At 61.6% G+C, this 17,139-nt stretch carries 17 protein-coding genes and 1 pseudogene; 13 read left to right on the forward strand and 5 right to left on the reverse strand.

Features of this window, described 5'->3' with window-relative positions:
• Nucleotides 1–78 precede the first annotated feature (78 nt).
• Entirely contained in the window at nt 79–1,104 is a 1,026-nt protein-coding gene (gene gntR / locus CBB63_RS02485) for an HTH-type transcriptional regulator GntR (RefSeq protein WP_286698018.1), read from the reverse strand.
• A gap of 118 nt (nt 1,105–1,222) precedes the next feature.
• Here gntR and CBB63_RS02490 point away from each other — a divergent pair, with 118 nt between their 5' ends.
• From CBB63_RS02490 to CBB63_RS02525, 8 genes and pseudogenes are all read left to right on the forward strand, one after another.
• A complete protein-coding gene (locus CBB63_RS02490; RefSeq protein WP_286698019.1) occupies nt 1,223–2,245 on the forward strand; it encodes a TRAP transporter substrate-binding protein in 1,023 nt (340 codons plus the stop codon).
• A 60-nt stretch (nt 2,246–2,305) separates the two neighbouring features.
• Complete coding sequence (locus CBB63_RS02495; RefSeq protein WP_286698020.1) at nt 2,306–2,881, forward strand: TRAP transporter small permease subunit; 576 nt, start codon at nt 2,306–2,308, stop codon at nt 2,879–2,881.
• The gene (locus CBB63_RS02500) at nt 2,881–4,206 is read left to right on the forward strand and encodes a TRAP transporter large permease (RefSeq protein ID WP_286698021.1); all 1,326 of its coding nucleotides are present in this window, start codon (nt 2,881–2,883) and stop codon (nt 4,204–4,206) included. Before CBB63_RS02495 ends, CBB63_RS02500 begins: the two co-directional genes overlap by 1 nt.
• A gap of 10 nt (nt 4,207–4,216) precedes the next feature.
• Nucleotides 4,217–5,998 (forward strand): annotated as a pseudogene (locus tag CBB63_RS02505) (IlvD/Edd family dehydratase); the annotation flags it as partial.
• A gap of 6 nt (nt 5,999–6,004) precedes the next feature.
• A complete protein-coding gene (locus CBB63_RS02510) occupies nt 6,005–6,910 on the forward strand; it encodes a sugar kinase (protein WP_286698070.1) in 906 nt (301 codons plus the stop codon).
• Between the two features lie 94 nt (nt 6,911–7,004).
• Complete coding sequence (locus CBB63_RS02515; protein WP_286698022.1) at nt 7,005–7,781, forward strand: aldolase/citrate lyase family protein; 777 nt, start codon at nt 7,005–7,007, stop codon at nt 7,779–7,781.
• Nucleotides 7,778–8,953 carry an MFS transporter gene (locus CBB63_RS02520; protein WP_286698023.1) on the forward strand — a complete coding sequence of 392 codons (1,176 nt, stop codon included), beginning with the start codon at nt 7,778–7,780 and terminating at the stop codon, nt 8,951–8,953. The genes CBB63_RS02515 and CBB63_RS02520 overlap by 4 nt, the downstream gene beginning before the upstream one ends.
• 76 nt (nt 8,954–9,029) lie before the next feature.
• Nucleotides 9,030–10,052, forward strand: a complete 1,023-nt coding sequence (locus CBB63_RS02525) for an aspartate-semialdehyde dehydrogenase (protein WP_005850430.1) — start codon at nt 9,030–9,032, stop codon at nt 10,050–10,052.
• Between the two features lie 99 nt (nt 10,053–10,151).
• Here the strand turns inward: CBB63_RS02525 and CBB63_RS02530 are convergent, their stop codons facing one another.
• Nucleotides 10,152–10,751, reverse strand: a complete 600-nt coding sequence (locus CBB63_RS02530; RefSeq protein ID WP_037942652.1) for an NYN domain-containing protein — start codon at nt 10,749–10,751, stop codon at nt 10,152–10,154.
• 40 nt (nt 10,752–10,791) lie between these two features.
• Nucleotides 10,792–11,442, reverse strand: coding sequence for a carbonic anhydrase (locus CBB63_RS02535; RefSeq protein WP_286698024.1), 651 nt, complete (start codon nt 11,440–11,442; stop codon nt 10,792–10,794).
• 149 nt (nt 11,443–11,591) lie between these two features.
• Here CBB63_RS02535 and CBB63_RS02540 point away from each other — a divergent pair, with 149 nt between their 5' ends.
• From CBB63_RS02540 to CBB63_RS02550, 3 genes are all read left to right on the forward strand, one after another.
• Complete coding sequence (locus tag CBB63_RS02540; RefSeq protein ID WP_005850435.1) at nt 11,592–11,969, forward strand: hypothetical protein; 378 nt, start codon at nt 11,592–11,594, stop codon at nt 11,967–11,969.
• A 67-nt stretch (nt 11,970–12,036) separates the two neighbouring features.
• Nucleotides 12,037–13,419 carry a leucyl aminopeptidase family protein gene (locus CBB63_RS02545; RefSeq protein ID WP_286698025.1) on the forward strand — a complete coding sequence of 461 codons (1,383 nt, stop codon included), beginning with the start codon at nt 12,037–12,039 and terminating at the stop codon, nt 13,417–13,419.
• Nucleotides 13,416–14,225, forward strand: coding sequence for a C40 family peptidase (locus CBB63_RS02550; protein WP_286698026.1), 810 nt, complete (start codon nt 13,416–13,418; stop codon nt 14,223–14,225). Before CBB63_RS02545 ends, CBB63_RS02550 begins: the two co-directional genes overlap by 4 nt.
• A gap of 31 nt (nt 14,226–14,256) precedes the next feature.
• Here CBB63_RS02550 and CBB63_RS02555 read toward each other — a convergent pair whose 3' ends face one another.
• Nucleotides 14,257–14,607 carry a DUF2794 domain-containing protein gene (locus CBB63_RS02555; protein WP_037953992.1) on the reverse strand — a complete coding sequence of 117 codons (351 nt, stop codon included), beginning with the start codon at nt 14,605–14,607 and terminating at the stop codon, nt 14,257–14,259.
• A 113-nt stretch (nt 14,608–14,720) separates the two neighbouring features.
• Between CBB63_RS02555 and paaI the strand changes: the two genes are divergently transcribed.
• Both paaI and paaK read left to right on the forward strand, forming a co-directional pair.
• Entirely contained in the window at nt 14,721–15,158 is a 438-nt protein-coding gene (gene paaI / locus CBB63_RS02560) for a hydroxyphenylacetyl-CoA thioesterase PaaI (RefSeq protein WP_286698027.1), read from the forward strand.
• Nucleotides 15,155–16,465, forward strand: a complete 1,311-nt coding sequence (gene paaK, locus CBB63_RS02565) for a phenylacetate--CoA ligase PaaK (protein WP_286698028.1) — start codon at nt 15,155–15,157, stop codon at nt 16,463–16,465. Before paaI ends, paaK begins: the two co-directional genes overlap by 4 nt.
• Here the strand turns inward: paaK and CBB63_RS02570 are convergent.
• Entirely contained in the window at nt 16,462–17,079 is a 618-nt protein-coding gene (locus CBB63_RS02570; RefSeq protein ID WP_286698029.1) for a TetR/AcrR family transcriptional regulator, read from the reverse strand. The two genes, paaK and CBB63_RS02570, sit on opposite strands and share 4 nt — an antisense overlap.
• Nucleotides 17,080–17,139: the final 60 nt, after the last annotated feature.

A 17,139-nucleotide genomic window follows, 5' to 3' on the forward strand; every position in this document is an offset into this window, starting at 1 on the left:
CCCTGAAAACTCCGGGGGAGTCGCGCCTGCGCGACGGGGGCAGCGCCCCCCTGCCCGGTCTCGTGTCATCCGCGACATTCACCCCCGCTTTGTCGATCCGCGCTTTNTCAGCTCCACGCCGAGCCGGATATGCGGCGTGTGGATGGCCGCGCGGTCAGCGATTGCGTCCCGAAGCAGGGTCATTGCCCCTGCACCGACCTCGTAGCGCGGCGTCGCGACAGAGGTAATGCCCGGGTTCAGNTGCCGCGACATTTCAAGGTCGTTGAAGCCGCAGATACCCAGATCGTTGGGGACGTTGATGCGACGGCGTTCGGCCTCGAACAGCGCGCCGGCGGCGAGGTCGTCNTTATTGCAGAACACAGCATCGGTGTCTGGCGCTTGCGCAAGAAGATCGCTCAGNAGTTGCCCGCCCATACCCACCGAGGACGGGTNGGTCGTCGTGATCACGCGGCTCGGATCATACACGCCGCGCGCCTGCGCTTCGGCTGTGAANCCCGCAAGCCGCGCCTGCGAGCGCGGGTCCATTCGCGCGCCCAGAAATCCGGGCTTTTTGTACCCCGCATCAATCAAGTGCCGCGTGCCTTCGACCGCACCATCGTAGTGTGAGAACCCGATCATGAGATCAATCGGAGAGTCCGACACGTCCATAATCTGCACGACGGGACAGGGCGCGGACTTGAGCAGGGTTCGTGCTGCGTCGGTTTGGTCGATCCCTGCCACAATCAGCCCCGCCGGACGCTGACGCAGGAAGGTACGCAAAAGGTTTTCTTCCTTGCTGGGGCTATAGCGGAAATTACCGATTTGCACCGATAAGCCCGACCCGTCGATCACATCGTAAACACCGCGCAAGACGTCAGAAAACACCGCGTTGGTCAGCGATGGGACCAGCAGACCCACCACATTTGTCCGCTCGGACGCAAGCGCCGAAGCGGCTTGATCCGGTACATACCCAAGCAGTTCGATCGCAGCCTGAACCTTCTTTCGCACACCAGCCGAGACCATGTCGGGGGCACGAATCGTCCGCGATACCGTGATAGCGCTGACACCGGCCTCTGCCGCGACTTCATTCAACGTAACCCGCTTGTATTTAGTGTTCTTTTCCATGTGATAAAACCTATCACGTGCACAGCTCTTTGGGAATAGTTGACAGATGACAGCGCTGTCATTAGCGTCCGCCCATCGTCACCGTTTACGGTNACGACTTTTTAGGGAGGATAAATACATGCGCTTTACCGCTAGGCTTCTGGCCGCAACCGCACTTGTCAGCGCCGGGCTGGCCGGTGCCGCTGCTGCACAAGATTTTTCGCTCAAGTTCCAGTCATCTGATCCGGCAGGCAACGCCAACTTCTTGCTGCAGCAAGAATGGGCCAAAGACGTCGCCGCCAAAACCGACGGCCGCGTCGAGGTCGATCTGCTGCCCGTTGAAACAATCGTCGCCCATACTGAATCTCAGGATGCCGTGGCGGCTGGCATTATCGATGGCCACGTCACCGATACCTCTTATTTCGCAGGGAAAGAGCCGGCGTTTGGTCTGATTGCCAATCCGGTCGGGGCATGGTCAGACCCGCAGCAGATGTTCGACTTTATGGAGAACGGCGGCGGCAATGANCTGATGAACGAAATGCTTGAACCCTACGGTTTGCATTTCATCGGCGCGACGACCCCCGGCCTCGAGGCGTTTCTGTCGAAGGTGCCGCTGGACGGTGTGGACGANCTGAAGGGGCTGAAGATGCGCGCCCCCGAAGGTATGGTNCAGAAAGTCTTTGCCGCGGCGGGCGCGTCTCCGGTCAACCTGCCTGGCTCCGAGGTCTTCACCTCGCTTGACAAGGGTGTGATCGACGCTGCGGATTATACCGTCTTCTCGACCAACCACGCGCAGGGCATNCATGACGTGGCNAACCATCCNGTATACCCCGGCTTCCACTCCATGCCGCTGGTNGAGGTGTCGATCAACAAAGGTGTATGGGATTCGATGCCCGAGGATATCCAAAGCGCATTGGTGGAGTCCGTAAAAGACTTCCGGCAGCTCCAGGTGTCGACCTTGGCCGAACGNGACATGGCCGCGGTGAAAGAAGCCGAAGCCAACGCCNATATCACCGTGCACAATTGGTCCGATGAAGAGCGTGCGAAATTCCGCGCCTTCGCCAANACCGAATGGGAGAAGGCGGCCGAAGCATCCGACGCATCGCNCAAGGTCTATGACACGCTGACNGCCTATCTCGAANAAAACGGGNTGCTGNAATAAGCGCCGAAGCACCAGCACCCTTCCGGACAGACCNGAGGGGTGAACGCTCGGGAGGGGCANATGCAAGACAGGACAGATCCCAACGTCGCGGCCAGCGCACCCGTGGATATTGACGCACCCAAGGGGGCGATCCCAGAGGCCGGGCTGCTAGGGCGCGGCATCGACCGGATCGGCATCCTTTTTGCCTTTGCGATCCTCGCCTCTGCCGCGATCCTNGGGATCGAGGTGGTCTTGCGCTATGTNTTNGACGCCCCGACGATCTGGGCGCATGAGACGGTGATCTTTCTGAANGCCACCGCNTTTGTTTACGGGGGNCTNTATGTGGTATCGCGGGATGCGCATATCCGTGTGGTCCTGATCTANGATTACCTNTCAGCCCCGTGGCGGCGCATTTTCAATGTGGTGATTTCGCTGGTCTGCCTCGTGGCGACNGCCTTCTTCGGCTGGGCCGCATGGCAAAGCCTTGTGCGTGCGGTCTGGACGCCAACCGGNGCGATCCGGCTGGAAAGCAGNGGCAGCGCATGGGATCCNCCCACGCCGGGGATGCTTAAAATCTTTCTCTTTACAATTCTCGTGGTCATGGCCGTGCAGTTCGCTGTGCTTGCTTGGAACTACATGACAAAACAGGACCGGTGATGGACCTTCTCACAGCGCTGTTCGACTTTAAGGCCATGGGGATCGAAGTGGCGACAGGGGCGATGTTCGTCACCTTGTTCCTGCTGCTGATCACCGGCATGCCACTGGCTTTCGTGACCCTGCTCGTGGCGCTGATTTTTGCGCTTGGCTGGTTCGGNCCNATGGCCGTGCCGTTGATCACCAGCCGCATCTTCAGCTTCGTCAATTCNTTCGTCTTCGTNTCCGTACCGATGTTCGTATTGATGGCCGCGATCCTNGATCGGTCGGGCATTGCACGCGATCTGTTCGACGCCATGCGCGTGGTCGGTGGCCGTCTGCGGGGCGGCATCGCGATCCAGACTTTGCTGGTCGCCGTGGTGCTGGCNGCNATGTCCGGCATCATCGGGGGCGAGGTGGTGCTGCTGGGTCTGCTGGCNCTNCCCCAGATGNTGCGGCTTGGNTATGACCGGCGTCTGGCCATCGGCGTATGCTGCGCGGGCGGGGCCTTGGGGACAATGGTGCCCCCGTCCATCGTGTTGATCATCTATGGTCTGACGGCGTCCGTCTCTATCGGGGATCTGTTCACCGCGTCCTTCCTGCCCGGTCTGATGCTGGCAAGCTTCTATATCATCTACGTGCTGGTGCGGGCCTANATGAACCCCGACATCGCCCCGATCCCGGAACCGGACGAGACCTCGACAGCCGAGAAGATGCGTCTGCTCAAAGGGTTGATCTTGCCAATCATGGTGGTGATCTTTGTGCTGGGGTCGATCTATGGCGGCATTGCCTCNGTCACCGAAGCCTCTGCCATCGGGGTGATCGGCGTGACCCTGTCCACGATGATCCGCGGCGAATTCACCACAGAGCTGATGGTGGGCGCGGCCAAGCGGACCCTCGCGACCGTCGGGATGATCGTCTGGATCGGGATCGGTGCCTCGGCACTGGTCGGGGTCTTTAACCTGATGGGNGGCATCACCTTTGTCTCTAACCTGATCACCGGCGTGTCCGACAATCCNACCGTGATTGTCTTGTTCATGATGGCGATCCTCTTTGTCCTTGGGATGTTTCTGGACTGGGTAGGGATTGCGCTGCTGACCATGCCGATCTTTGTCCCGATCATTCGCGATCTTGGTCTTGATCCTGTGTGGTTCGGTGTGGTCTTCGCCATGAACATGCAGGTCAGCTTCCTGTCGCCGCCCTTTGGTCCCGCCGCCTTCTATCTCAAGTCGGTGACACCACCCGATATCTCTTTGGGAGAGATCTTCCGCTCTCTCCTGCCCTTCATTGCCCTTCAAATCCTCGCGCTCGCTATTCTCATTGCCTTCCCTGGCGTGACCGGCCGCTGAAAGACGAATTATGACCGACACCAAATCTCTGCGCTCCCGTAAGTGGTTCGACAATCTCGACGATCCGGAGATGACCGCGCTNTATATTGAACGCTACCTGAACTACGGGCTCACGCTTGAAGAACTGCGGTCAGGCAAGCCGGTGATCGGGATCGCGCAGACNGGCAGCGACCTGAGCCCNTGCAACCGCCACCATATCGAGCTGGCCAAACGGACCCGCGACGGGATCATCGCCGCCGGAGGCATCCCGATGGAAATTCCGGTGCACCCTATCCAGGAAACCGGCAAGCGTCCGACCGCGATGCTGGACCGTAACCTCGCNTATCTTAGCCTCGTCGAAAGCCTGTATGGCTACCCGATCGACGGCGTCGTGCTGACCATTGGCTGTGACAAAACCACGCCGGCGCTGCTGATGGCAGCGGCCACGGTGGGCATGCCCGCCCTGGCCTTTTCGGTCGGGCCGATGCTGAACGGCTGGCACCGNGGCGAACGTGCAGGATCGGGGTCGGTGATCTGGCAGGCGCGGCAAGAGCTGGCGGCCGGCACAATCGACGCCGAAGAATTCCTCGAGATCGCGGCCTCTTCCGCCCCCTCGGTCGGGTTCTGCAACACGATGGGCACCGCGTCGACGATGAACTCCCTGTCAGAGGCTNTGGGTATGCAGCTGCCCGGCGTTGCCTCTATCCCCGCACCTTACCGCGAACGCGGGCAAGCGGCCTATCATACGGGAAAACGTATCGTTGATATGGTCCATGCAGACCTGCGCCCGGCCCAGATCATGACCCGCGAAGCCTTCGAGAATGCCATTGTCGTCAACTCCGCCCTTGGCGGTTCAACAAACGCGCCGATCCACCTCAATGCCATCGCCGCGCATCTTGGCATCGCGCTGAGCAACGGAGACTGGGAGGAATTCGGCCACGCCGTGCCACTCCTCGTCAATATGCAGCCGGTCGGCACCTATCTGGGCGAAGACTTCCACCGAGCGGGGGGCACAGCCGCTGTGATCGGTGAATTGTTGCGGGCCGGGCTTTTGCCACATCCCGATGCGCTGACTGTAACCGGTCAAACGATCGCCGAACTCTACACCGACACGCCGATCCTTGATGAGGATGTGATCCGCCGCGCGGCGTCACCGTTGAAACCCAATGCNGGTTTCCTGAACATGCGCGGCAACCTGTTCGACAGCGCCTTGATGAAAACCTCTGCCATCGACGCGGGCTTTCGGGCGCGCTATTTCTCGAACGCACAAGAGGCNTTTGAAGGCCGTGTCGCGGTATTCGACGGACCAGAAGACTTTCACGCCCGCATCGATGACCCCGCGTTGGGGCTGACCGANGACAGTGTTCTGGTGATGCGTGGCGCAGGGCCCAAGGGCTATCCCGGCGGGGCCGAGGTGGTGAACATGCGCCCGCCAAGCTATCTGATCAAACAGGGCGTCCGCGCCCTGCCGTGTATCGGCGACGGGCGGCAGTCGGGCACCTCTGGCTCCGCGTCGATCCTNAATGCATCGCCCGAAGCTGCGGATGGGGGCGGGCTTGCGCTGTTGCAAGACGGCGATCCGATCCGNATCGACCTGAAACAGCGCCGCGTNGANGTGCTGCTGGANGAAANCGANCTTGCCGCGCGCCGCGCNGCNCTNGACGCTGCGGGGGGCTATGCGCAGCCNGAAAGCCAATCCCCNTGGCAAGAGATCTTCCGCGAGAAAGTACGCCCCTTCTCCGAAGGNATGGTCTTTGAAGGCGCTACCGAATACCGCGACATCACNAGCCGCGGCCTGCCGCGCAACAACCACTNACCCATGCGCGACTTNGATATNATCTGCATNGGCGAACCGCTGGTCGAGTTCAACCAGATCAACGGGACGCAGTGGCATCAGGGGTTCGGTGGTGACGTGTCNAACGTCGCCATNGCCGCTGCCCGTCTCGGCGCGCGCAGCGCCATTGCAACCTGCGTGGGCGACGACNGTTTCGGGCAAGAGCTTCGCAATCTTTGGNGCCGCGAGGGCGTCGATGCCTCCTGCGTTGCGACGGACGCATCGGCCCCGACGGGGCTCTACTTCGTGCGGCACGGGTCNGATGGGCACCGGTTCGAGTATCGCCGCGCAGGGTCTGCTGCCAGCNGAATGACCGCAGACAGCTTGCCTGTTGACGCCATAGNGCGCGCCCGGTTCACCCATCTGTCCGGCATCACTCTGGCGATCAGTGCCAGCGCGCGCGATGCCGGTCTGGAGGCGATGCGTATCGCACGGGCGGCCGGACGGCAGGTGTCTTTCGATCCGAACTTGCGGCTGGCGCTCTGGCCCCTTGAGCAAGCCCGTTCCGTGATTACCCAAGCGNTCGGNCTGGCGGATATCGCGCTGCCGGGTCTGGATGACGCGCGCCAGATTACGGGNCTGGACACCCCCGAAGACATNGTGCGGGCGTTTCACGAAATGGGGCCGGACNTNGTCGCCCTGACCCTCGGAGAGGACGGCGCGCTTCTGGGGCACGCCGGAACGATAACGCATATNCCCGGCGTTCNGGTCACAGCCGTCGACGCCACAGGTGCCGGAGACTGTTTCGACGGGGCCTTCCTGACCCGCCTGTCAAAAGGCGACACCCCCGAAGCCGCNTGCCACTACGCCGTCGCGGCCTCTGCGCTGTCTGTCCAGGGCTACGGCGCCGTCGCCCCGCTGCCCACTGTTGCCGACATGGCGGCGGGTTAAGCAAACGTCTGCGCGGGCGGGGGCAGCGCCCCCTCTGGACACTCCGTNATGCTTGACCCTAGGGTACGCCGAAACAGCACCAAGGATCATGCCCATGCCAGCCCCCTTCAACGCNTTCAAACAGGCTTTGAAACAAGGCGANACCGTCTTTGGCTGCTGGCTGGGTCTTGCGGACACCTATAGCGCCGAACTGATGGGGACCGCCGGTTTTGACTGGCTGGTGATCGACGGNGAACACGCGCCGAACGACCTGCGCTCTATCATGGCGCAGCTTCAGGTGCTTGAAGCCTCTGACAGCCATCCNGTCGTNCGCGTCCCCGTGGGNGAGACCTATCTGATCAAACAGATGCTGGATGCGGGGGCGCAGACCCTGCTGGTGCCTATGGTGGACAATGCCGATCAAGCCCGCCAGCTGGTGCGCGATGTCACCTATCCGCCTCACGGCGACCGCGGTGTCGGCTATGCGCTGACCCGTGCCGCGCGTTTCTCGCAGATCGCGGATTACGGCACCACGGCGGATGATGAGATCTGCCTGCTGGTGCAGGTCGAAAGCGTGAAAGGCCTTGAGAACCTGAATGCGATCCTCGCGGTCGACGGGATCGACGGCGTGTTCATCGGCCCTGCGGATCTGGCGGCTGATATGGGGTACATGGGCAATGCGCTCCACCCCGAGGTACAAGACGCGATCATGACCGCGCTGCACAAGGTACACGCGGCGGGCAAGGCACCGGGCATCTTGTCGACCCACGACGACATGACCCGCGACGCGCTTGAGGCCGGGGCGCAGTTTGTTGCGGTCGGGGCGGATGTTCTGCTGCTCAGCCACGCGGCGCAAGCGCTTGCGGGCAAATGGCGTGACACACTGACATGACGCGCGGGGTAGCTTTGTTGGGGCTGGGCTATGTGCTCAGCCAGTTTTTCCGTGCCTTTCTGGCCGTGCTCAGCCCGTCACTGCGCGTTGATCTGGGGGCCACGCCCGAAGACCTCGCCTTTGCGTCGGGGCTGTGGTTCTTCTCCTTTGCGGCGATGCAACTGCCTGTGGGATGGGCGCTGGATACAGTCGGGCCGCGGCGCACGGCGGCCAGCTTGCTGCTGGTGGGCGGGGGCGGCGGGGCGGCTTTGTTCGCAGTGGCAACGCAGCCGCTGCACATCAATCTGGCGATGGTCCTGATCGGGATCGGCTGTGCGCCGGTGTTGATGGGAGCCTACTATATCTTTGCACGTGAATTCGCACCAAGCCGCTTTGTCGTGCTCGCCTCTGTCATGGTGGGCATCGGCACGCTTGGCAATCTCGTCGCATCCTATCCGATGGCGATTGCGGCGGAAACGATCGGCTGGCGCGCGTCTCTTTGGGGGCTTTGCGCCATCACCACGCTCACGGCGGTTGGCATCTGGAGCGTCGTGCGCGACCCCGCCACCCCCGAAGGGGAGCAACGCGGCAGCCTTCTTGGCGTGTTCAAGATCAAGGCGCTGTGGTTCATCTTTCCCATCATGAGCGTCAGCTACGCCCAGGTCGGCGCGTTGCGCGGGCTCTGGATCGGTCCCTATTTCGAGGATGTCTTTGCCGCGAACGCTCACCAGATCGGCTGGGCGACCCTGTTGATGGGCATCGCGATGGTGGCAGGCAGCCTCGCCTATGGCCCGCTGGACCGCGTGATCGGCAGCACAAAATGGGTGATTGTCGGGGGCACGGCGCTGAACCTTGCGGCCTTGGTGGCGCTTATGCTTTTCCCCGACAGTGGCATCATTCTTGCCACCGCGCTGATGGCCGCTGTCGGTTTCTTTGGCGCGACCTATGCGGTGATCATCGCCCACGGCCGCAGTTTTATGCCGCCGCAGCTGGTCGGGCGGGGCATGACCCTGTTGAACCTGTGCAGCATTGGTGGCGTTGGCGTGGCGCAGTTCCTGTCGGGCCGCGTCTATGCGGCCAGCCAGCCCGCCGTCACCGCGCAGGCCCCCTATGTGATGATTTTCACCCTGTTTGCCGGGCTCATGGCAGCGGGTCTGTTCGTCTACCTGTTTTCCCGCGATACAGGCGAATAGGCCACGCCCCCTTCCCCCGCGGGCCCAAGCGGTATAAGAGGCCCGCACCATCACATTTTAGTATTGGAGTTTTAAGATGGGTTATCGCGTCGTCATCGCGGGTGCCACAGGCAATGTGGGCCGTGAAATGCTGAACATTCTGGCCGAGCGCCACTTCCCTGTAGATGAAATCGTGGCACTTGCCTCGCGCAAGTCTATGGGATCCGAAGTCAGCTTTGGCGACAAGACGCTCAAGACGAAAGACTTGGATACGTTCGACTTCACGGGCTGGGATATGGCGCTGTTCGCCGTCGGTTCGGAAGCGACCAAAAAATACGCGCCCAAGGCCGCCAAGGCCGGTTGCGTGGTCATCGATAACTCGTCTCTGTACCGCTACGATCCCGATATCCCGCTGATCGTGCCAGAGGTGAACGCCGACGCGATCCACGATTATTCCAAGAAAAACATCATCGCGAACCCGAATTGCTCGACCGCGCAGATGGTTGTCGCGCTCAAGCCGCTGCACGACCGCGCCACGATCAAACGTGTTGTCGTGTCGACCTACCAGTCGGTGTCCGGTTCGGGCAAAGACGGCATGGACGAACTGTGGGACCAGACCAAATCGATCTACAACCCCACCGACGACAAGCCCGCGAAGAAATTCACCAAACAGATCGCCTTTAACGTGATCCCGCATATCGACGTCTTCATGGACAGCGGCGACACGAAAGAAGAGTGGAAGATGATGGTAGAGACGAAGAAAATCGTCGATCCCAAAATCAAGGTCACAGCGACCTGTGTCCGCGTTCCGGTCTTCGTGGGCCACGCCGAATCGATCAACATCGAGTTCGAAGAGCATCTGGACGAGAACGAGGCCCGCGACATCCTGCGCGAAGCCCCCGGTATCATGGTGATCGATAAGCGCGAAGACGGTGGCTATGTCACCCCCGTTGAATGTGCGGGCGATTTCGCAACCTTCATCAGCCGCATCCGTCAGGACAGCACGATCGACAACGGTCTGAACCTGTGGTGTGTCAGCGACAACCTGCGCAAAGGTGCCGCATTGAACGCCGTGCAGATCGCGGAACTGCTGGGCCGCGAAGTGTTGAAAAAAGGCTAAGCGCCCCCTGATCTTTATGTTGGGAAAGGCCAGTGCGATGCGCTGGCCTTTTTCATGTCCGGCATGTTCAGATCAACGCTGCCGCGGGCGCTTTGGCCATCAGGCGGCGCTCTGTTCGTCTGACAGCGTGGCAAAGTCGAACCACAGCTCTTGTTGCCGGTATCCACCCTTGATCAGATGTCCGCGTCGCAGCACCTCGGGAAAGTCATCGGCCCAGTCACGGTAGCGGTCATTGCTCACGACAACCGCCCCCATCTCGCGCGCGGCGGTCAGGATGAAGGGATCGGCCGGCGATCCGCTTGGCACGACCATCACCTGATCCACCGGCAGCTTCAGCATCGCCGCCAGCGCCGCATCATCTTTGTAAGCGTTCGTCAGCAGATGCCCTGCGTTGGCATCAAAGACCACGCCTGTCTTGAAGCCAAGGTCTTTCAGGGTCCGCACCACGTCCTGCACGGGCGTGATCAGCGGCGTGCCGCCCCACCAATACATGACGTTTGACCCGTCAATCACCACCGCCCCACGGGCACTGCGCCGGGATTGCCCCGCCAGCCAGACCCGCGCCTCGCGCAGGAGCAAGATGGCGCTGGCGATGGCACAAGGCCCCGCCAGCAAAACCAGATCCCCCCAAACCGGCTGGGAGGTCGCGATGACCGTACCAATGATCGACACGGTCAGCAAAAGCGCAGGAACGATCACGCGCAGGTGCCGCCGGAACCGTCCCTGTCAGACCAGCCCATTATACGGGCCGGAACATCTCTTTATCGGCGCTATAGCACTCAAGCCCGCCCTCGCCGATGTTGTGCCACAGGCCGTGCAACGTCAGCTCTCCCGCTTTGACCTGCTGCGCCACAAAGGGGAACGTCATCAGGTTCTCAAGAGAGGTCATAACAGCGTGTTTCTCAAGCTGGCGCGCCTGCTCTTTCGGGTCTTCGATGTCCGATACCGCATCGTACTTCGGGCGCAGGATATCCATCCACCGACCGACAAAACTGTCTTTGGCATCCAGCGCTGGCGCGTTGCCTTTGCACATGTCCAGACAGCCCTGCACACCGCCACAGCTGGAGTGACCCAACACGATAACATGCGCAACTTTCAACGACTGAACCGCATATTCAACCGCGGCCGACGTACCGTGCTGCTGCCCGTCAGGCTGGTAAGGTGGCACCAAGTTGGCGATATTACGGTGAATAAAGAATTCACCCTGATCCGCCCCAAAGATCGATGTTACATGCACGCGGCTGTCGCAGCACGAAATGATCATCGCACGCGGATGCTGCCCGTCGGTGGCCAGACGGCGGTACCACGACTCGTTTTCAGCGTAACTGGTTGCTTTCCATCCGTGATACCGTTGAACCAGATAATTCGGGAGCGGTTTCGCGTTATCCATCTCTGTCTCGCCTTTACTAAATTTTAACCAAATTACTCTGAATTCGCATCGTATTCGAGCGAAAACGCACACGGCCGTAAACGAATTGGACATCAATTGGCCGACATAGTGCAGATGCGCTGTGGGGGCGTAATGATGAGGTGACTCTAATGTATGTATTGCAAATGCGGCCAGTCGAACAAGTCCGCGTAGATCAGGAACGTCTGGGTATCCTGTATGACCAACTGGGTGAATCAGGGGCCGAAGATGTCGTCTGTCGCGCGATGGAGGAATTGGCCCTGCGCATGTCCCACTGCGACCGTCTGTATCAGGCATCCAACTGGCTTGAGCTGCGTAAAAACTGCCGGTCGCTGATTGCGATTGCCGAACAGGTGGGGCTGCAAAAGCTGGCAAACGTCGCGGGGGATGTGATCTGCGCGATCGACCAGAACAGTCACGTCGCGATCGGGGCGACGCTCACACGGCTGATCCGCATCGGCGAACGGTCGCTGACCGCGATCTGGGACACGCAGGATGTGACCCTTTGACGGGCTTGCAGCGCCACAGGATACGTCTAGGCTGCGCGCGACTATCACGCACGAAAGGCCCAGCCCTATGTCCGCTCTCTTCGCCGATCCCTCCGCCGCTGCGATCCCGCTGCATCTGATTGCGTCCGATGCCCTGCCTGACTGGCTCGACGGGCAATCCGATGCCACACGCACTTGGGTCGCGGCACAGGGGTTTACCGGCGCGTTGGGGCAGGCGTTGTCGCTGCCGGGCGAAGATGGCGCGCTGCGCATGGCTCTGGCGGGCTACGGTACGGCCAGCGCCCGCAAACGGGGGCGCTTCCATCTGGCAGGTGCCGCGGCAAAGCTGCCCAAGGGCGACTATGACCTGCACGCCGACCTGCCCGCGGCAGAGCTCGCGGTGGAGGCTCTGGGGTGGCTGCTCGCGTCCTATCGGTTTGACCGCTATGCCACGCAATCGCCGATGGCCGCCCGCCTTGTTGCGCCCGCTGGGATCGACGCCGATCACATCCGCGCCCTCGCCGAAGGGGAAATGCTGACGCGCGACCTGATCAACACGCCTGCCTCGGATATGGGCCCGCCCGATCTGGAAGCCGCAGCACGTAAACTGGCAGATCAACACGGGGCGCAGATCTCTGTCATCACGGGCGACGATCTGTTGGCACAGAACCTGCCGCTGATCCATACCGTCGGCCGCGCCGCCGACCGCGCGCCCCGGCTGATCGACCTGACCTGGGGCAAAACCGGGAAAAAGCTGACGCTGGTGGGCAAAGGCGTGTGTTTTGACACCGGTGGGCTGAACCTGAAACCCGGCGCGTCGATGGGCTTGATGAAAAAGGACATGGGTGGCGCGGCGGCGGTACTGGGTCTGGCGCATATGATCATGGCCACGGGGATGGACCTGCAACTGCGCGTGCTGATCCCCGCGGTTGAAAATTCGGTCTCCGGCAATGCTTTCCGCCCCCAAGACATCCTGACCTCGCGCAAGGGCCTCACGGTCGAGATCAACAATACCGATGCCGAAGGCCGGTTGGTGCTGGCCGATGCGCTGGCACTGGCGGACGAGGACAAGCCCGATCAGATTATCTCTATGGCGACGCTGACCGGTGCCGCACGAGTCGCCGTGGGCCCCGATCTGGCCCCCTATTTCAGCGACGATCCCGATTTCGTCGCCGCGTTGGAATCCGCTGCCGCCACCCACGCCGACCCCGTCTGGCGCATGCCCTTCCACACGCCCTACGAGCCGCTGATCGAACCCGGTATCGCTGATCTGGATAACGCCCCCTCTGGCGGGTTCGCAGGCTGTATCACCGCCGCGCTGTTTCTGCGTCGCTTCGTCACCGACAGCCCCTATGCGCATTTCGACATCTACGGCTGGCAACCAAGCGCCGCCCCTGCCCGCGCCAAAGGCGGCGTGGGTCAGGCCACACGCGCGCTGCATGCCAGCCTCGGGGCGATCTTGTCACAATGACCGACCGACGCCTGCATCCCGACCCCGAGCGGATCACCGAAAAGACAGCGGCGCAGATCACCCTGCCGGTCGTTGATCTGAACCGCAGCCCCGACGGCCCCCGCGACCGGCAAGCGCTCTTGGGTGAGGCGCTGACCGTGCTGGATCGCACCGATGGCACCGCCTATGTGCAACTGACCAAGGACAACTACTGCGGTTACATATCCGAAACCGCCATCGGCCCTGCGGTCCCCCCGACTCACGTCGTCACCGCACCCGCCACCCACGCCTATGCGCGTCCCGATCTGAAATCACCGGATGTCAGCCGCCTCAGCTTTGGCAGCCGCGTTATGGTGACTGGAACGGAAGGCCGATTTGCCCAGACCTCGCTTGGCCATATCCCGACCCAGCACCTCGCCCCGCTGCCGCACGCTTTCCCGGACCCCGCCGCCGTCGCGGAGCTGTTTCTCGGCACGCCCTACCTCTGGGGCGGGAACAGCCGCTGGGGGATCGATTGCTCGGGCCTCGTTCAGGCCGCCTTCCTCGCCTGTGGCATTCCCTGCCCCGGTGACAGCGACCAGCAGCAGACCAGCTTTGCCGACCCCGTGGCAGGTGCAGGCCCCGTCCCGCGCGACATCCGACGCAATGACCTCCTGTTCTGGAAAGGCCATGTGGCGCTGGTCCTCGACCCCGCCACCATGATCCACGCCAATGCGCATCATATGGCCGTCACCCGCGAACCCATCCAGAACGCACTGACCCGTATCGCCACAACCGACGGCCCGCTGACCGGGCACAAACGGCTCAGCCCTTCCAAATGGCCTTAAATCCGTCCGCCCCCTCGGCCGGCGCGGCGGTCTAGGTGTCGACGGCGCGGATCATCTTGCGTTCCAGCACGCGCAGCACGGCAGCCAGATCCTGACCGCGGCGCAGCACCTGCCCATTGGCCCCGATCACCGCGTACATCCCTTGCTTCAACCGCAGCTTGGGACGTTTCTCGATCCGGTAAAGCGGCATCTCTGCAGTGCGTCTGAAGATCGAAAACACCGCGACCTCGCGCAGCGAAGAGATTCCATAGTCGCGCCATTCCCCCGCTGCGACCATGCGCCCATAGAGCGACAGGATCGGGCCAAGCTCCGTCCGGTGAAAGGAAACCTGTTCGGGCGCGCGTTCATTCTGCGGGTGTGAGGGATGAATATGCACTGTCATGTTTTGACAGTTGCGCCCTTCGCCGCTCAAATCAAGAGAGCCGCCGATCAATTCTCTTGAAAGCGTTACATTATCTGTGCAAGCATCCAAATTGTGAAACATAAAGGCTCGCCATGACCCCGCAACTCCGCGCCGAAAAATCCGCCGCTGCCATGTGGTCCACCGATACGGCCAGCCAGGCTTTGGGGATGCGCATCGACCATATCGCCCCCGGCACGGCGGATCTGTCGATGGTGGTCACCCCGGCCATGTTGAACGGCCACGGCATCGCCCACGGCGGGTATATCTTCACCCTCGCCGACAGCGCCTTTGCCTTCGCCTGCAACAGCTACAACCAGCTTGCCGTCGCCCAGCAGAACCAGATTTCCTACCTCGCACCGGGGAAGGCTGGCGAACGGCTGCACGCGGCGGCGCGCGAACAATCCAGAACCGGACGCTCCGGCGTCTATGACGTGACAGTCACGGGGGAGGACGGGCGCACCATCGCCTTGTTCCGTGGCCTGTCACGCACCATCAAAGGCCACCATTTCGAGGAGGAAATGACCCCATGAAAGACCTCACGCCTGCCCGATCGTCGCTTGACCCGATCGAGCTTGCCAGCCGCGATGAAATCAGCGCCCTGCAATTAGAGCGGCTGAAAAAATCCCTGCACCACGCCTATGCGAATGTCCCCTTCTACCGTCAAAGCTTCGATGCAGCAGGGGTCCACCCCGACGATCTGAACGACCTAAGCGATCTGGCGAAATTCCCCTTCACCGTGAAAACCGACCTGCGCGACAACTATCCCTTCGGCATGTTCGCCGTGCCCCGCGACCAGTTGGCGCGCATCCATGCGTCCTCGGGCACCACCGGCCAGCCGACGGTCGTGGGCTACACCAAGAATGACCTCGCCAATTGGGGCAGTGTCATGGGGCGGTCCTTGCGCGCGGCAGGGCTGAAACCCGGCGACATGCTGCATAACGCCTATGGCTACGGGCTGTTTACCGGAGGGTTGGGGGTGCATCTGGGGGCAGATAGCCTTGGGCTAAGCACCGTACCGATCTCGGGCGGGATGACCCCGCGACAGGTCCGCCTGATCGAGGATTTCAAACCCGACGGCATCACGGTCACACCCTCTTATGCGCTGTCGATCCTGGATGAATACGCGCGTCAGGGCATCGATCCGCGCCAGTCTTCGCTGCAAGTGGGTATCTTCGGGGCCGAACCCTGGACCAATGCCATGCGGCTCGAGATTGAACAGGCGTTTGATATGCACGCTGTCGATATCTATGGTTTGTCCGAGATTATGGGCCCCGGCGTGTCCTGCGAATGTGTCGAAACCAAAGACGGTTTGCACATCTGGGAGGATCATTTCTACCCCGAGGTCATCAACCCCGAAACCGGACAGCCCGTGGCCGACGGCGAACAGGGGGAGCTGGTCTTTACCTCGCTCACCAAAGAGGCGTTTCCCATCATCCGCTACCGCACCCGCGATTTGACCCGCCTGCTCGCCGGCACCGCCCGCAGCATGCGCCGGATGGAGAAAGTCACCGGCCGCAGCGACGACATGATCATCCTGCGCGGCGTCAACGTCTTCCCCACCCAGATCGAAGAGGCGCTGATGGCCACCCCCGGTCTCGCCCCGCATTTCCAGATCGAGCTCAGCAAGCCCGACCGCATGGATCAGATGCGGGTGCTGTGCGAATGTGTCGACACCACCGTCGACGATGCCGCCCGGCAAACAGCGGCACAGCAGCTGGCCGCGCAGATCAAGGAAACCGTAGGCATCAGCGTGATGATCGACGTGGGCGATGTGAACACCATCACCCGTTCCGAAGGCAAAGCGGTGCGGATTATCGACAACCGGCCCAAGGGCTAAGCCGCGTAGCGCGCCAGAAATACATCGACCGCGCTGTCTACCACGCGGTCGATCTCTGCCTGAGAAATCCTGTCGATGATCCCAAAGGTCAGTCGCAGCCAGACATCCCCCTTGCAAAGCTCTCCGAATTGGTCGGCCGCCAGTAGCGGGTCCTCCATACGCAGCTGCCCACGCGCGACAGCGGTCTCGAAATACCCCGCCATCTCGCGCCGGACCACAGCTGGGCCAGAGTTGTAAAAACGCTGGCCAAGCTCGGGGAACCGGTCACATTCGGCCACACACAGACGAAACATCTGCTGACCAAAGGTCGATGTGATGAACCCCAGCAGATGCCGACCGGCCAGCCCCAGCACCACACGCGGCGGCGCATCTGTGTCGATACTGTCGAAAGCCTGCCGCGACTGGCGGGCACATTCGGTATCGGCGACCTCCATGAACAACAGGCGTTTGTCGGGAAAATAGCTGTAAAGCGTCGCCTTGGACACNCCGGCGGCACGGGCAATCGCATCAACGCTCGCGCCCTCAAACCCGTCCGCCATNAAGACATCACGCGCCCCCGCAAGAACCTGATCGAATTTACGGCCCTTACGAACCTTGGTCTGGTCACTGGTCATGAAGGCTCCGGCAGTTTGAAAGGCAGAGTATAAACTGAACCGTTCAGTTCCAAGTCCCAA

Source organism: Sulfitobacter sp. TMED3, from assembly GCF_002167505.1.
GTDB classification, from domain to species: Bacteria; Pseudomonadota; Alphaproteobacteria; order Rhodobacterales; family Rhodobacteraceae; genus Sulfitobacter; species Sulfitobacter pontiacus.

Coding starts and splice junctions, on each gene's coding strand:
- paaI (WP_286698027.1), top strand. CDS start 14,721: ATGACCCCGCAACTCCGCGCCGAAAAATCCGCCGCTGCCATGTGGTCC.
- CBB63_RS02550 (WP_286698026.1), top strand. CDS start 13,416: ATGACCGACCGACGCCTGCATCCCGACCCCGAGCGGATCACCGAAAAG.
- CBB63_RS02525 (WP_005850430.1), top strand. CDS start 9,030: ATGGGTTATCGCGTCGTCATCGCGGGTGCCACAGGCAATGTGGGCCGT.
- CBB63_RS02535 (WP_286698024.1), bottom strand. CDS start 11,442: ATGGATAACGCGAAACCGCTCCCGAATTATCTGGTTCAACGGTATCAC.
- CBB63_RS02540 (WP_005850435.1), top strand. CDS start 11,592: ATGTATGTATTGCAAATGCGGCCAGTCGAACAAGTCCGCGTAGATCAG.
- paaK (WP_286698028.1), top strand. CDS start 15,155: ATGAAAGACCTCACGCCTGCCCGATCGTCGCTTGACCCGATCGAGCTT.
- CBB63_RS02520 (WP_286698023.1), top strand. CDS start 7,778: ATGACGCGCGGGGTAGCTTTGTTGGGGCTGGGCTATGTGCTCAGCCAG.
- CBB63_RS02545 (WP_286698025.1), top strand. CDS start 12,037: ATGTCCGCTCTCTTCGCCGATCCCTCCGCCGCTGCGATCCCGCTGCAT.
- CBB63_RS02555 (WP_037953992.1), bottom strand. CDS start 14,607: ATGACAGTGCATATTCATCCCTCACACCCGCAGAATGAACGCGCGCCC.